This window comes from Achromobacter sp. MYb9 (assembly GCF_002975275.1).
Lineage (GTDB): Bacteria > Pseudomonadota > Gammaproteobacteria > Burkholderiales > Burkholderiaceae_B > Achromobacter.
On the sequence record NZ_PCOQ01000001.1, the window covers coordinates 858,652 to 873,383 of the forward strand.

Annotated in this window: 11 protein-coding genes and 1 pseudogene; 8 read left to right on the top strand and 4 right to left on the bottom strand. The window is 64.3% G+C overall.

The window, feature by feature from the left end; translation table 11 throughout:
* Positions 1–6: 6 nt before the first annotated feature.
* Positions 7–1,602 (top strand): sensor domain-containing diguanylate cyclase, encoded by a 1,596-nt coding sequence (locus tag CQ050_RS03910; protein ID WP_105555483.1) that lies wholly within the window; start codon positions 7–9, stop codon positions 1,600–1,602.
* A gap of 44 nt (positions 1,603–1,646) precedes the next feature.
* On the opposite strand, the gene CQ050_RS03915 is transcribed toward CQ050_RS03910, so the two are convergent.
* Positions 1,647–3,731, bottom strand: coding sequence for an AsmA family protein (locus tag CQ050_RS03915; RefSeq protein ID WP_105555484.1), 2,085 nt, complete (start codon positions 3,729–3,731; stop codon positions 1,647–1,649).
* Positions 3,732–4,090: 359 nt separating this feature from the next.
* On the opposite strand from CQ050_RS03915, the gene CQ050_RS03920 reads away from it, so the two are divergent.
* Entirely contained in the window at positions 4,091–6,046 is a 1,956-nt protein-coding gene (locus CQ050_RS03920; protein WP_105555485.1) for an LTA synthase family protein, read from the top strand.
* Here the strand turns inward: CQ050_RS03920 and CQ050_RS03925 are convergent.
* Entirely contained in the window at positions 6,000–6,635 is a 636-nt protein-coding gene (locus CQ050_RS03925) for a DNA-3-methyladenine glycosylase I (RefSeq protein WP_105555486.1), read from the bottom strand. The two genes, CQ050_RS03920 and CQ050_RS03925, sit on opposite strands and share 47 nt — an antisense overlap.
* A 149-nt stretch (positions 6,636–6,784) precedes the next feature.
* On the opposite strand from CQ050_RS03925, the gene CQ050_RS03930 reads away from it, so the two are divergent.
* Positions 6,785–7,246 (top strand): YkgJ family cysteine cluster protein, encoded by a 462-nt coding sequence (locus CQ050_RS03930; protein WP_158266034.1) that lies wholly within the window; start codon positions 6,785–6,787, stop codon positions 7,244–7,246.
* A gap of 95 nt (positions 7,247–7,341) precedes the next feature.
* On the opposite strand, the pseudogene CQ050_RS03935 reads toward CQ050_RS03930, so the two are convergent.
* Both CQ050_RS03935 and CQ050_RS03940 read right to left on the bottom strand, forming a co-directional pair.
* A pseudogene (locus CQ050_RS03935) lies at positions 7,342–8,088 on the bottom strand (alpha/beta hydrolase); the annotation flags it as partial.
* Between the two features lie 122 nt (positions 8,089–8,210).
* Positions 8,211–8,987 carry an AraC family transcriptional regulator gene (locus CQ050_RS03940; protein WP_105555488.1) on the bottom strand — a complete coding sequence of 259 codons (777 nt, stop codon included), beginning with the start codon at positions 8,985–8,987 and terminating at the stop codon, positions 8,211–8,213.
* A gap of 108 nt (positions 8,988–9,095) precedes the next feature.
* Here CQ050_RS03940 and CQ050_RS03945 point away from each other — a divergent pair, with 108 nt between their 5' ends.
* The 5 genes from CQ050_RS03945 to CQ050_RS03965 all read left to right on the top strand — a co-directional run bounded on the left by CQ050_RS03945 (position 9,096) and on the right by CQ050_RS03965 (position 14,673).
* Entirely contained in the window at positions 9,096–9,536 is a 441-nt protein-coding gene (locus CQ050_RS03945) for a transcriptional repressor (protein ID WP_105555489.1), read from the top strand.
* On the top strand, positions 9,533–9,952 hold the full coding sequence (locus tag CQ050_RS03950; RefSeq protein WP_105555490.1) for a hypothetical protein: 420 nt from the start codon (positions 9,533–9,535) through the stop codon (positions 9,950–9,952). Before CQ050_RS03945 ends, CQ050_RS03950 begins: the two co-directional genes overlap by 4 nt.
* Before the next feature lie 145 nt (positions 9,953–10,097).
* Positions 10,098–10,385 carry a ClpX C4-type zinc finger protein gene (locus CQ050_RS03955; protein WP_105555491.1) on the top strand — a complete coding sequence of 96 codons (288 nt, stop codon included), beginning with the start codon at positions 10,098–10,100 and terminating at the stop codon, positions 10,383–10,385.
* A 112-nt stretch (positions 10,386–10,497) separates the two neighbouring features.
* On the top strand, positions 10,498–11,313 hold the full coding sequence (locus tag CQ050_RS30650; protein ID WP_146120998.1) for a hypothetical protein: 816 nt from the start codon (positions 10,498–10,500) through the stop codon (positions 11,311–11,313).
* A 384-nt stretch (positions 11,314–11,697) separates the two neighbouring features.
* On the top strand, positions 11,698–14,673 hold the full coding sequence (locus tag CQ050_RS03965) for an autotransporter outer membrane beta-barrel domain-containing protein (protein WP_105555493.1): 2,976 nt from the start codon (positions 11,698–11,700) through the stop codon (positions 14,671–14,673).
* The last annotated feature ends 59 nt before the right edge of the window (positions 14,674–14,732 follow it).

Genomic DNA, 14,732 nt, shown 5'->3' on the forward strand with positions numbered 1-14,732 from the left:
ACCGTCATGTTCCGCATCGACCTTCGGCGCCTCATCCTGTGGATCAGCCTGCTGTCGGTCGTCCTGGTGTTGGCCGGGGGCCTGCACGCCAGCTATCTGGTACAGCGCGACCTGCTCCTGCACAACGCACTGGAGGTCAACCGCGCCTATGCCTCCAAACTGGCGTCCACCACCGATACCTTTCTCAGCGATGTGCGGCGTTATCTGGCGTACAGCGCCGACGTGCTCGCCGACATGGAATCCCGCCCCGGGCTGATGGCCGAAGAGACGCGGCGCCAGCAGGGACAACTGGGCCATTTCAATTCCAGCGTCATCGTGTCGCCGGCCGGCAAAGTGATCGCGGTGTCCTCTGCCTATCCGGAATTGCTTGGCCAGCAGTTGACCAGCGACGCCTCCGAGACCGCGATCCGTACCAAGCAACCGATCATCAGCGAGCCCTACCAGACCGCCACCGGCCGCTGGCTGATCCTGTATTCGTATCCCATCTTCTCGCGCGACTACCGTTATCTTGGCTACATTGCCGGTACGCTGTACCTACATGAGGACAATGCGCTGGACCGCCTGCTGGGCCACCATTTCTATCGCGACGATTCCTCCCTGTACGTCATGGACCGCAACGGCACGCTGATCTATCACCCCGATCGCAGCCAGCTGGGACACAAAGCACCCGACGACGAGGTCTTCGCGGCGGCCCGCCGGGGCGAAACCGGAGAACAGCGCTTCACGGACAGCCAAGGCCGCGACATGCTGGCGGGCTATGCGCCGGTGCCCAGCACCGGCTGGAGCCTGATCGCGCAACGTCCGGTGGCCAGCACCCTGCAACCCTTGAGCGACCTGGTCATGGCCACCGCTGCAAACGCCCTGCCCCTGCTGTTGCTGTCGGTGGTATTGATCTGGCTGATGTCGCGCTGGATCGCGCGGCCGCTGGGCGAATTGGCCAGCATCGCCCGGCACATGCAGGATCCCGATTCAGCGGCGCGCATCCGCGGCGTCCGCTCCTGGTACTTCGAAGCCGCGCAACTCAAACGGGCGCTGCTCACGGGATTGGCGTCGATTCATCACAAGATCCGCGATCTGCGCCGCGAAACCACGACGGATACCTTGACGGGCCTGCTCAACCGTCGTGGCCTGGACGAAGCGCTGGCGATACTGCAGGCCGACGAGTCGCCCGTGGCGCTGATGGTCATCGACATCGACCACTTCAAGCGCATCAACGACCGCTACGGCCACACCGCCGGCGACCAGGCGCTGCAGGCCCTGGCCACGCTGATGAGCGAAGGCTCGCGTAGCGGCGACACGCTGGCGCGATCCGGCGGAGAAGAATTCGTCATCTTGATGCCGGGCGTATCGCTCACCGCGGCCGTCTCCGCCGCGGAGCGCCTGCGCCAGCGGCTGGCCTCGCAGCCCGCCCCCGGCGCCATGGGTTCGCCCATCACGGTCTCGGTGGGCGTGGCGCGATACCCCGACCACGGCGTCTCGCTGAATGCCGTCTTCCAACGCGCAGACCAAGCGCTCTACTACGCGAAGAACAACGGCCGCAACGCCGTGTGCGTGGCCGACGACGACGTGCACGGCGGTTCGCGCGGCGCGTCGCCGGACTGACCGGCCCTCGCTGTCAGCCTTGCTGGCTTTCTGCCGGCTTTTCCTTACTTCCCCTTGGGCGCGGCGGGCGCGGGCGCCTTGGGCGGCTTGCGCATCTGCTCCAGCAAAGGCGCGCAGGCGTTCTCGTCGGTGGTGCTGGGCGCGATCAGCGCCAGCAAGCCGGCCGCGGGCGTCAACAACACGCCCAATGCCACCATGCCCGCCCCGCGCGCCGCCAGCGGCAGCACATGCACGCCCACGTCCGGCGCGCCAAAGGTGCCGCGCACATACAGTGGCGAACGCAACGAGAAGATGCGGAATCCCTTGCTGTCCGGCGTAATGTCCATGTCCATCGTTTCGTTCTTGAAGTCGGCCGTGCCGGTGATGCTGATCAGCGCGTTCTCGGTATCGAACACGAACACGCGCGGCGTCATCACGCCGTTCTTCATGGCCAGGTCGGCCGCCCCGCAATTGATCTTCACTTCATCGTCGCCGAACAACTTGGACACCACGTAGTTGCCCACGTTCAGCCCCGCGATTTCCATCAGGCTACGGCTGATGACGCCGTCATTGACCAGCATCTTCACGTCGCCCGTCGCCGTGCCCAGCAAGGCGGCCACCGAGTTGCCGGTGCCGCTGATCGCCAGATCGCCATTCAGTTCGCCCAGGGTCTTCTGCATGGCCTGCGTCGCCGGGAACAATTGCTTCAGGCGCATGCGGCGGGCGTGCAGGTCGACACGGCCCGTCAGCGCTTCGCTGGCGCCGTCCAGCTTGATGGTGCCGTTGATGCTGCCGCCGGCGATGCCGAACCGGAACGGATCCAGCGTCAGCTTCCCATCTTGCAGCACCACGTGCACGGACAGGTCCGACAACGGCAGCTTGCTGTCATGCACGATGCGCCCCGCATCCAGCGTGACGTCGGCGTCCATGTCGCGCCAGCGGTCGGTGCGGAAGGCCTGCGTGGGCAACACCTTGCCGCCCTTGGGCTTGGCGGGCGCGTCCTTGGCGCGGTCGGCGGGCGCCGCCGACGTACCGCCAGCGGGCACGCCGATCAGCGGCCCCAGGTCGACCATGCGCAATTGCTTGGACGACAGCTTGCCGCTCAGCTTCGGCCGCGGCGCGCCCAGGGCAAAGGTGATGTCGCCATGCAGGTCGCTGTTGCCGACCTTGCCGTTGAAATCCTTGTAGTCGAACACGGCGCCGCCCGGGTTCTGCAACTTGGCGACCAGATGCCCGTCGGTGGAATAAGGCGGCGTGTCCGGCAACGTCACGCCCGTCAACGGATACAGCTGCGCCATTGACGCGCCCGACAGCTTCAGCCGCAAATCCAGCGCGCCCAGATTGGCCGGGTCCGTCAACGTCCCCGTCACGGCCGCCTTGGTGCCTCCGATCGCGACATCCGCCTGGACCGGGAACGGCTGCTTGGCATCCTGCAAGGCAAGCATTCCGCCCACCTTGCCTTCTCCCTTGGTCGCCAGCCCCTTGAACTTGCCATCCACTTTCCAGCCGAACACGTAATCACGGGGCGCGGACGCCGCGCCGTCTTCCGGCACGAACGCGGCGCCCGCCACATCCGCGAACGGCACCGGTTTACCCAGCGGATCCACCAGCACGGTCAGGTCGGCCTTGAGGATCTCGTCGACCAGCCCGACTCGCCCCTTGTCGAATCCGATTTCGTTGATGTTCAGCACCCAGGGCGAGGGCTCGCCGGTATCCGGCATGGTGAAGACCCAATTGGCGCGGCCGTCGGCCAACCGTTCCAGGTCGGCGGCGGGTTCGGTCAGCTGGATGCGGCGGATGACGACCCGCTGGCTCAAGAGCGGCAGCGGCGCAAGGCTGAACTCACCGCGCTTGAGGGTGGCGAATTCAGGGGCTTTGGCCCACGGCGCGTTGCCTACCGAGATGTCGTTGGCGATGATGCGCGGCCATGGCACCCAGGCGCGCCATCCACCTTCATCAAGCTGGCGCTCCCATTTGACGCTCAGGTCGCCATTAATGGCGAAAGGACGCCCGATGGCAGCGCTGGCGCGCTCGTTGATCATGGGTTTGGCCCGGTTCCAGTCGAAAGTGGCGATCACCACCCCCAGCACCAGCACGACGAGGGCCAGACCCCCTACAATCCCGATCGCTATTTTTCTTGTGCGCGTCATGGTTATTATCCTTGGCGTTGTGGCCAGCCTACGGCCGCTGGCCCTCTGTTACCTGCGAGGGTATCGCGGCCCACTGCAAGGGTTAAGCTCGCCGGCCCCATAATGTGTGCGGATCTTTCCGCCAGCCAGGCGGGCGGGCGGCTCGCCCCGCGCTGCGACCCATCGCCGCCTGGGGGTTTGCGCAGCACGCCGTGTTCCCGGCCCCCGCGCCCGGCAGTTACAAAACGAAATGGCTGTGAATGCCGGAACAGTGACCGGAATGCAGTAGCTCACTGAATTTTCAACGCGCCCCCTGCTCCAATGCGCGGACGATCGATTCCGCCCCACCGGGTCGGATAGCAGAACAACCTGGAGGCCTGATGCGGCATTCAACCTTGATTTTCGTGGTCGCGGCATTTGCGCTGCTGACGCTGAGCCGCCTGGCGCTGGCCGCCTGGCAATGGCCGCGCGTGCGCAACGCCGGCGGCCTGTTCCCGCTGCTGCTGGGCGGATTGCGCATCGACGCGCATCAGATCGCCGTGTTGGCCGCGCTGCCCGCCGTGCTGTCGCCCTTGCTGGGGCACTTCGCCATCGCCGCGACAATCACGGGCTATTGGTATCTGGCGGCCTTCATTCTGCTGGCCTTCCTGGAGGTGGCGTCGCCCCCGTTCATCGTGGAATACGACACACGGCCCAACCGGTTGTTCGTGGAATACCTGAAGCACCCGCGCGAAGTCTCCGGCATGCTCTGGCGCGGATACAAGCTGGCGCTGCTGGGCGGCCTGGGCGGCGTGGCGCTGATCGGCTGGGGCGCGTATGGATTGTTCGGCCATGCCCAGCCCGATGCGCAACTTACCTGGTGGCAGATGCCGCTTGCCAGCGTGGCCATCCTGGCCATCGTTATCCTTGCCATCCGCGGCACGCTGGGCCACCGCCCCATCAATCCGTCCTCGGTCGCCTACAGCTCCGACGGCATGCTCAACACGCTGGCCCTGAACTCGCTCTACAACGTGTTCTATGCCATCTACAGCATGAAGAACGAGAAGTCGGCATCGGACGTTTACGGCGGCATGGACGACGCCAAGATGCACAATCTGGTGCTGGCGCAATCCGGGCTGCCCAACCCGCCCGCCAACCCCAACTACCCCAGCCTGCACCGCCAGCCCGCCACGCGCAAGACGCCGCGCCCGCTTAACCTGGTGATCATCCTGGAAGAAAGCCTGGGCGCGCAGTACAGCGCCGACCTGGGCGGCGCCAACCTGACGCCCGAGCTGGACGCGTTGGCGCGGGAGTCCTGGACGTTCACGCGCGCCTACGCCACCGGCACGCGCTCGGTACGCGGGCTGGAAGCGGTCGTGACCGGGTTCCTGCCCACCCCGGCGCAAGCCGTGCTGAAGCTGCCCCGTTCGCAGCGTGGGTTTTTCTCGCTGGCCGACCTGCTGGGCCGCCACGGCTACCACTCGCGCTTCATCTATGGCGGCGAATCGCACTTCGACAACATGAAGGGCTTTTTCCTGGGCAACGGTTTCAAGCAGATCGTTGACCGTGCCGACTTCGTCGACCCCGCCTTCGTGGGCACCTGGGGCGCGTCGGACGAAGACATGTTCAACCAACTGGACAGGCTGCTGCGCGAAGACGCCGACCAGCCCACGTTCACGCTGGCGTTCAGCGTATCGAACCATTCGCCCTGGGAATACCCCGCCGGCCGCATCCAGACGGAAGGCAACCCGGCCACGGTGGAAAATACCGTGCGCTATGCGGACTGGGCACTGGGCCGCTTCTTTGAACGCGCCAAAGCATCGCCCTATTGGGAAAATACGGTCTTCCTGGTGGCCGCCGACCACGATTCCCGCGTGTTTGGCGCCAGCCTGGTGCCGGTACGCCACTTTCATATCCCCGCCGTGATCCTGGGCGCGGGCATCGAAGCGCGCCGCGACGACCGCCTGATCAGCCAGATCGACCTGCCGCCGACCCTGCTGTCACTGATTGGCGTGGATACCGAACACCCGATGATCGGCCACGATCTGACGCGCAGCACGCCGGGCCGCGCCATCATGCAGTACGACAGCACCTACGGCTATCTGAAGGAAAACGATCTGCTGGTGCTGGCGCCCAACAAGACGCCCCTGCAATACCGCTACACCGCCCCGGAAGACTACGCGCCCGTGGCGTTGAACCCCGAGCTGGCGACCGAGGCGCTGGCGCACGCGCTTTGGCCCAGCTGGGCATACCGCGAAGGCCGCTACAGCTTGCCGGGCATTGTGCCCGAGCAGGCCGCCGCGCCCACCACTACACCGACCGCCGGACCGCCGGCCGCCGGAACGCCGGCCGCTTGAAGTCCCGCCGCGCGTTTTCGCTAAGCGCGTGGCAATGGCACCCCGGGTTGTGATCGTTCACCATGCCCACCGACTGCATGAATGCGTAGACGGTGGTGGGCCCCACGAACTTCCAGCCCAGTTTCTTCAGCGCCTTGGACAAGGCGACGGATTGCTCGGACGTTGAAGCGCCCAACGTCGAGGCGGCGCCGGCTGGGGCTTCGAAGCGCCAGAAGAACGCCGCCAGCGAGCCTTCTTTTTCAATCATTTCCAGGGCGCGGGCCGCGTTGTTGACCACGGCTTCGATCTTGCCGCGATGCCGGACGATGCCCGCATCGGCCAGCAAAGCCAGCACTTGGGGTTCGCCAAACCGCGCCACCTTGGCAGGGTCGAAATCGGCGAAGCCGCGCCGGAATGCCGGACGCTTGTTTAGGATGGTGCGCCAGCTAAGGCCCGACTGGAATCCTTCCAGGGAAAGCTGTTCGAACAAGGCGCGGTCATCGCCTTGCGGACGCCCCCATTCGTGGTCGTGATAAGCCATGTATTCGGCGGATGTATCCACCCAGCCACAACGGGCAAGGCCGTCGGGGAAATCGGTTTTAGCGTTCAAGGCGTTGCTCCAGGCGGCAGTCAGGCCACCGATGCTACCCCAGCAACGTCCCCGAAAAAAGTCGTAGCGGCCGCAGTCCGAATCCCGCTACTATTTGCGCCCTGATCCCGCGCCGGCCGCGGCCTGGACAGGCTTTCGAATTGCTCCCCATGTCCCTGCTCGAGACCGCTGTCCTGACGTTCGTGTCCCCCGCCGTGCTGGCCGGTGACCATCCCGACGCAAACCCCTGCCTTGATTGCGGCGCCTGCTGCTCGCACTTCAGGGTGTCGTTCTATTGCGGGGAACTGGCCGGCGAGAACGGCGGCCACGTCCCCGTGGAACTGGTCACCAAGATGAGTCCGCTGCGCGCCTGCATGAAGGGCACGGAGATGGGCGGCGGCCGCTGCATATCGCTGCGCGGCGAACTCGGCCAGCCCGGCATCCACTGCGCCATCTACGAGAACCGCCCCACGCCCTGCCGGGAATTCGACATCTGGATGCCGGACGGCTCGCCCAACCCTGATTGCCAGCGCCTGCGCATCGGGCTGGGCTTGCCGCCGGTGCCGCCGCGCCCGGATGCGGAAAACGATCCGCAAGGCCCGCTGCTTCCGGACCAACCCGCCGCGGCCTGATCCGGCGCGCTGGCCATCGCCGGCCGCTTGCGTACCCGCACCAGCTCGGGATCCTTGCCCAGAAAGGCCAGCACGTCGCGCATGACGCGGTCGCGCTCATGGTCCACGCAGATCATGTGATAGCTGTCTTGCAGCATCACTACCGTTGCGCCGGGAATACGCGAACCCAGGAAGCGCGCCGACCGCGGACTGGTCAGCTCGTCTTCTTCGGCGTGCATGATCAGCGTCGGGCAATCCAGTTGCCACAGCCCTTGCTGCACCATGCCGCGCAGGCGGTCCACCTGCCGCACGCAAGCCAGCGGCACCCACTGGTAATGGAACCCGTCGCCGCGCGCAAAACCCGCTTTGATGAAGGCGCGCACCAGCTCGCTTTTCACGCCGTAAGGGTCTTCTTCCTGAACCCGGATCCGCCGCGGCACCCCCGGCACGTAATACAGCAGATACCGCAGGCCGCGATACCACGGCGTGCTCCAGCCATCCAGGAACACGGGCGCCGACAGCGCCACCAGCGCGCCGCGCGTGTGCGATTCACGCTTGCAGAGTTCCACGGCCAGCAACGCCCCCAGGCACATGCCGATCACATGGACCACCTCGTACCGCGCGCACAGCTCCCGATAACGCCGCGTCACCACGTCCATCCAGTCTTCCACACGCACGTCCAGCAGGTCTTCCGGTTGGCCGGCGTGGCCGGGCAACGTCACGCCGTGCGTCTCCACGCCGGCGCGCGCCAGCACCTTATGCAGCCCGCCCATATCGAATTCCGTACCGCCTAACCCATGGATAAGCAACGCGCCGGTGCGCCGCGGCTTCGAAAGGTCATTCATTTCCCACCTCAAGAACATCTCGGGTGGACGAACGAACTCTTACCCACCCCGTGCCGCCATACTAGGGACAGGGCGCAAATGAAGATCCGCAAAAATGTCGGAGAAACGTGAAGATGCGTAAAGGCGGCACGGCCGCGCGGCTAGCGGTCCGCTAGGTAGCGGGTCGGCGTCATGCCGAAAGCGCTGCGGAAGCTGCCGATGAAGGCGCTGGTGCTTTCGTAACCCACCGACAGCGCGGCCTCGGTAACGGAGCCACCGCGGCTCAGCATCTCCAGGGCGCGCAGCAATCGCGCCTGCTGCCGCCATTGGCCCAGCGTCACTCCGGTTTCTTGCCGGAACCGGCGCATCAACGTCCGCGACGACATGTTCAATCGCTGCGCCCATTCGTCGATGCCCGCGGTATCGTCCGGCGTGTCCAGCAAGGTATTGGCCAGGTCCTGCAAGCGCGGATCGTCGGGCATGGGCAACAGCTGGGGCGCATGCTCGCGCTGCGCCAGCTCTTGCAGCAACACGTCGAACAACTGCTGCTGGTAAGCGCCCGAGACCGCGCCGTCCTGGTTGCTGGTGAAACGGTCGATCAGCGCTTCGATCAGTTTGGACGACGGCCAGGAACGGCAGTGTGGCGGCAGTCGGTCGCAGACGTCGCGCCGCACATACAGGAATGAGCCTCGCGCATTGCCAAACCAACGCGCGCCATGCGGCGTGCCCGGCGGGATCCAGCCCAGGCTGCCCGGCATCACCGTCCAGACCTCGGCCCCGGCCTGCACCAACACCAGCCCTTCGTGCACCAGCACCAGCATGCCCTCGTCATGGACGTGCGAGGGCACCGCAATGCCTTTGGTTTCGCGGCGGCCTTGCACGCGGAACGGGGTCAGCAGCACGTCGGGAAGCGGGTCGGCGATAGCCACATGAAGCATGGTTGGCAGGTTTGAGCTACAGGTTGACGGGTTCCCGTTAGCGGGTTCAGTTGAAAATGTACATCATTCTCATCAGTCGGGCATCAGCCCCCCGAACGGAGAAACCACATGGACACCACGCGGCTGCGCGACGCCGGCATCAAAGCCACCTTCCCCCGTCTGAAGATCCTGGACATCTTCTATCAACACGCCAATCAGCACATGAGCGCGGCAGACGTCTACCGCAGCCTCATCTCGGACCGGAGCAGCATCGGCCTGGCGACGGTTTATCGCGTGATTACGCAACTTGAGGACGCCGGGCTACTCAAACGTACTCAGCTCGATGCGCACATCACCGTATTCGAGCTCAACGACAAAGGGCACCACGACCATATGGTCTGCACGCATTGCGGGCAGATCCTGGAATCCAGCGATCCCGCCATGGCGCAATTGGTCAGGAAGATCGCCAAGCGCAGCGGCTTCACGCTGGATTCCTACAGCCTGGTGCTCTACGGCGGCTGCGGCTGCAAGCCCGGCGCGCCCGCTCAACCCCACGGAGAATTCGAATGAACCGCGATCAATTTTTCTTCCACGACCTATCCCAGTTCCCCATCGTCACCGCCAAGCACGGCGGTGCGCCCAAAGGCTATTCGGCAAGCTGGATCCGCGAAATGGAACTGCTGGTGAATAACCCCCAGACCTTCGTCATGGTCGTGCCCGACATGCGCCACGAAGCCGGCCACGACGACCGCAAGGCCATGATCGAATGGCAGACGACCAACATGCCGCGGCTGAAGGCGCGCTGCCGGGCCTTTATCGCCGTCGAACGCGACACGGATGCGCTGGACAAGGTCCGCAAACAGGGCGAAAAAATGGCCCGCGCGTTCGGCATGCCGTTCCTGGCGGTAGCCACCCCCGGCGAAGCGATGCAATGCGCGCGCGAACTGCTGGGCCATAGCGGACCAAGCGGTTTCGTCGTCGACTAGGCCGCCTCCGCCTAAAGGTGCCTCGGACACCTGAAGGACTAGGGCTTTCCGCCAGCTTAAGAGTTGGCCTATGTGGCCGTTGTCTATGGGTAAGGTGCCTTTCCGCAGGCGCCGTCCGCCAACCCGACGATGAGCCGCCCTACGCATGAACCGCACACTCGCCTGTATCTTTTGCCGTTCGACATTGACCCAAGGCGCGCCGCTGCTTGAAAAGAACGGCGCCGCCATCTGCAAGCCCTGCGTTGATCAGTTTGCCGAACTGTTCGCGGAACGGGCCTGGCTCATGGCGGCGACCTTGCAGGAACAGTTGGACGTGCTGCTGGAAGAAAGTCGGCGCGCGCTGGCGCAAAGCGAATCCCTGTCCGAACGCGCCCGTAGTTGCGGGCTGAGCCTGCACGACCTGTCGGGCACGGCAACGCGCACGTTGTCTTGAGGACCATCCGGCGCCGCATCACTCGGAAATTCCCTACAGGCCTTGCCGTAACGCCCTGCATCCCGGAAGCAAAGATCCGCATATTCTGTTGCTTTTTTGGGCGGAGCCATTAATGTTCAAGCGTTTACATATATACAAGATCACCTTTCTTATTTTCCTGCTGTCGCTATCAAATCTCTCGTACGCGATCGCAATAACATCGACGAAAAGCGAATATGTGCCCGAAGGGATCATGTTTTACTTCACCGTGTCCGACTGGGACAGTGGCGGAGATAAGCTCTGCGACGACATGAGCGCCGTATATTGCTCCATACAGCTCTACGGAGCACAAGCTCCCGGAGAGTCTGCATGGATGATAGGCAGCAATCACTACTGGCGTGTCAAGCCGTCTAGAACGATGGCAGGCGTGCTTGCTCAAATGGCCGGGTTTTCCATCCCTTTCCATGGCACATTATTAGTTCGTAAAAACCAACGCATATCCGATAGTTTCTGCATTACGTTTGCCGCCGGGTACGCTTGGTCAGGCGTCGGCGGCGCGATATCGCCTATAGGTCCATGCGCCAAAGTGACGATGCCGGCATTGCAATGCGACATACAAGGCAATACCACTATCAACCATCGCGAGATTTTCAGTGATGCGATTGACGGCAATGAAGCGGAAACCCAGCTGCAATTGACTTGCACGGGAGCAACCAGCGTCACCGCGACCACCGACGCCGACGATGCGCTAGGCGTCAGGCTGCGGGCTGGCGAAGGCTTGTATTCCAACCTGACGATCGACGGAAAAAAGACCTCGAGCGGCGTGTTGATCAAGGTCGACAACGGCCTGCCTACCCGCATCTCCTTGAAGTCGACGCTGGTCACCAAGGGCATCGTCAAGCCGGGTGAATTTTCCGGATCTACCGTATTGACGATCTCCCCCCCTTGACCGCGCATTGCCCAAGCTTGACGCCCGCCCGGAATCAAGAAAACGTCGCTAGCAATAGCGGCTTTTTTTTTAGCCTTCCGCCCTATTCCGCGAACCCGCGAACATTATTTAATGTATCAATTCGCGCCATTTCTATAATTCAGATGGTATCCATCAGCACGGAAACAAAATACCGGATGGTATCCATTTTGCAGGGTCATATCACTTGGATGGTATCCCTTTATTAATTCTTGGTATTGCAAAAAAACTGGTTTACATTGCGTCCTTTTTTTTCGACGGCTGATTACGTTCATGCAGGTTGGCCTGTTACGTAGCCATACTTTTGCAGCAAATCAGCAATGTTTCGACATCGAATTATTAATCGAAATATAAAGGACCCACGTTTTGAGATACGGCACGAATAAGTGGCTGACGGCGACGCTCGCGCTCAGTACGACCTACTGCGGCAGCGTCACGGCGGCGGACCTGACCGTTGCGCCAAGCGACACCCAAGTGTTTGACGGCTCGGGCCGTTTCCCCGGCGGGATCGATGTCAACGGCGGCACGCTGGTGATCGGCGGCAATGGCGGCGGAGCAGGCGTAGCCATCGACGGGAACGTCAATGCGGCATCGGGCGGCACCGTCGCGGGCTTCGGCGCGATCAATGGCGACCTCAACGTGACGGGCAACGCGCGCGTGGCGCCGGGGTATTCCGTCGGAACGCCGACCGGGGTTTCCAACGGCAACCTCGTCGTCAACGGCAACCTGTCGATGAACAACGCCGTATTCGCCTTCGAGACCGGCTATGCAGGGCTGCCCATCACGCAACCGGGCACCGGCGACAACATCACCGTGCGCGGCGACGCAGCCCTCAACAACACGACGCTGAACGTCACCGTGAACACCCTGGGGGTCAACGCCGGCTACTACCGAATCCTGTCGTATGGCGGCACGTTGAGCGGCAACGGCCTGTCGTTGGGCACCGTCACCGGCGACTCCGCACCTGCGGCGACCATCCAGACGCTGACCGGCGACAAGCAGATCAACCTGATCCTGGGCCCAAGCACGACCAACCTGTGGAATGGCAACGGCGCAGCATCCGCAACCCGTTCGGGTGGCGGCAACGGCACCTGGAGCGCCTCCAGCACCAACTGGAACAGCCCCAGCAATGCCACGGGGGCCCTACCCGATGGTGGCTATGCCATCTTCACCGGCGCTGCCGGCACGGTGACCGTGGACGGCAGCGCCGGCCCGGTGCGCGTGTCGGGCATCCAGTTCGCCACCGACCGGTATCGCCTGCAAGGCGCTCCCATTACCCTGGTCGGGAGCGGCGGCAACCCGCCCGCGATTGTCGTGGGCGACGGTACTTATGCCTCCGGCCAGTTCGTGGACACCATCGACAACCCGCTGCAGGGCACGCAGGGCTTCGTCAAGACCGGCCCCGGTTCCGTGATCCTGACCGCCGACAGCAGCGGCCTGACCGGCCCCATCCTGATCGCCGACGGCGCCTTGGAGATCGACGGCAAGCTGAACGGCCCGGTCGATATCGGCCGCGAAGTCGTGCTGGCGGGCGTCGGCCAGTTGGGCAGCACCACCTTGTACCCGACCGCCGTCGTGTCTCCGGGCAATGACGGTTCGCCCATCGGCACGCTCACCATCAACGGCAACCTCACCTTCGGTGAAAACACCATCTATCGCGTGCACGCCAATCCGGCCAGCAACGCAAGCGACCGCATCCACGTCACGGGCGTCGCCTACCTGGATGGCACCGTGGCGCACGTGGGCCCCGACGGCAACTATGCGCCGCGCACCACCTACAACATCCTGACCGCTGACGGCGGCATACAGGGCAGGTTCACCGGCGCCTCAAGCGCGTACGCGTTCTTGACCCCCACGCTCAGCTACGACGCCAAAAATGCATTCATGACGCTGACGCGCAACGACGTGCCGATTGGCAGCGTCGGCGGCACCGACAATGAAAGCAGCGTGGGCGGCGCGCTGGATCAGGAGCAGCCTCCCGCGGCTGGCAACGGATCGCCGGCGACGGGCAATGGATCGCCGGCGACCGGTAACGGGTCATCGTCGACGGGCAGCGGATCGTCCACGGCGGGCAACGGTTCCTCGTCGACCGGCAGCGGATCGTCCACGGCGGGCAATGGTTCCTCGTCGACCGGCAGCGGATCACCCGCGACGGGCGACGCAACGTCGACAGGCGCTGCAACGCCCCCGAGCGCCAACGGTACGCCGACCGCCGGAAGTGAATCGCCGGTGGTCGAAAGCGGCAACGCGGCGGCCAGGAATACGGGCGCAGGCCAGGTAGCGATGGCCGTCCTTTCCATGACGCCGGGTGAAGCGCGCTCGGCCTTGAAGATGCTCTCTGGCGAAGCGTACGCAAGCACCGCGAGCGTGCTGCAAAGCCAGGGCGATACCGTACGCACGATGCCGCTGTCCCACCTGCGCGGCAACCTCGACGCGCCGCTCTTGGCCGGACGCCCGACGGCGCAACTGGGTGCCGCGTCATCCAACGCGCTGCCGCAAAGCGGCGCCTCGCCGCTCTGGGCGCAAGCATTCGGCAACTGGAGCACGTTCGGCGGCGACGGCAACGCATCAAGCGTCAGCCAATCCGCCGGCGGGCTGTTCGTTGGCGGTGACGGCGCCGTCGGCGGCGGCTGGAGGTTGGGCGGCGCGGTCGGCTACATCGGCAGCCACAACTCCATCGCCGATGCGTCCTCGCGCACCAATATCGACAGCTATACCGCGACGTTGTTCGGCGGACGGAACTTCCCCGCCGGCCCCGGCCATGTCCGCTTCATGGCTGGCGCGGCCTACACCTGGCACGACATCGACACGAAACGTGATGTGGCCGCCGGAAGCCTGAATCAGCGCCTGGAGTCCTCCTATCACGCCTCTTCCACGCAAGTGTTCACCGAACTGGGCTACAACCTGCCGGTGGGCGATGCCTACACCATCGAACCCTACGCCGGCCTGGCCTGGAACCAGGTGCGTACGCGCGACTTCCAGGAATCGGGCGGCTCGGCGGCCTTGCACGGATCGGGGAATTCCGACGATGTCACCAGCACCACGCTGGGATTGCGCGGCGCATGGCAGTTCGGCTCCGACCAGGCGCCGGGACGCTTGACCGCCACGCTAGGCTGGCGCCATGCGATGGGCGATGTGAAGCCCCGCCAGGAACTGGCGTTCAGCGGCGGCAGCACGTTCTCGGTGACGGGTGTCCCGATCGCGCGCGACGCCGCGGTGCTGGGTCTGGGCGCCGAAGTGGCCATCACGCGCAACACGACGGCGGGCATCGCTTACGACGCGCAGTTCGGTGGCGGCAACCGCCAGCAAGCCGGTCTGCTCAAGCTGGCCGTGCGCTTCTAAGCCATGCGCTTTTAAGCCATGCACTTCTAAGCCATGCCCGCCTCGGCCCAGCCATTCCG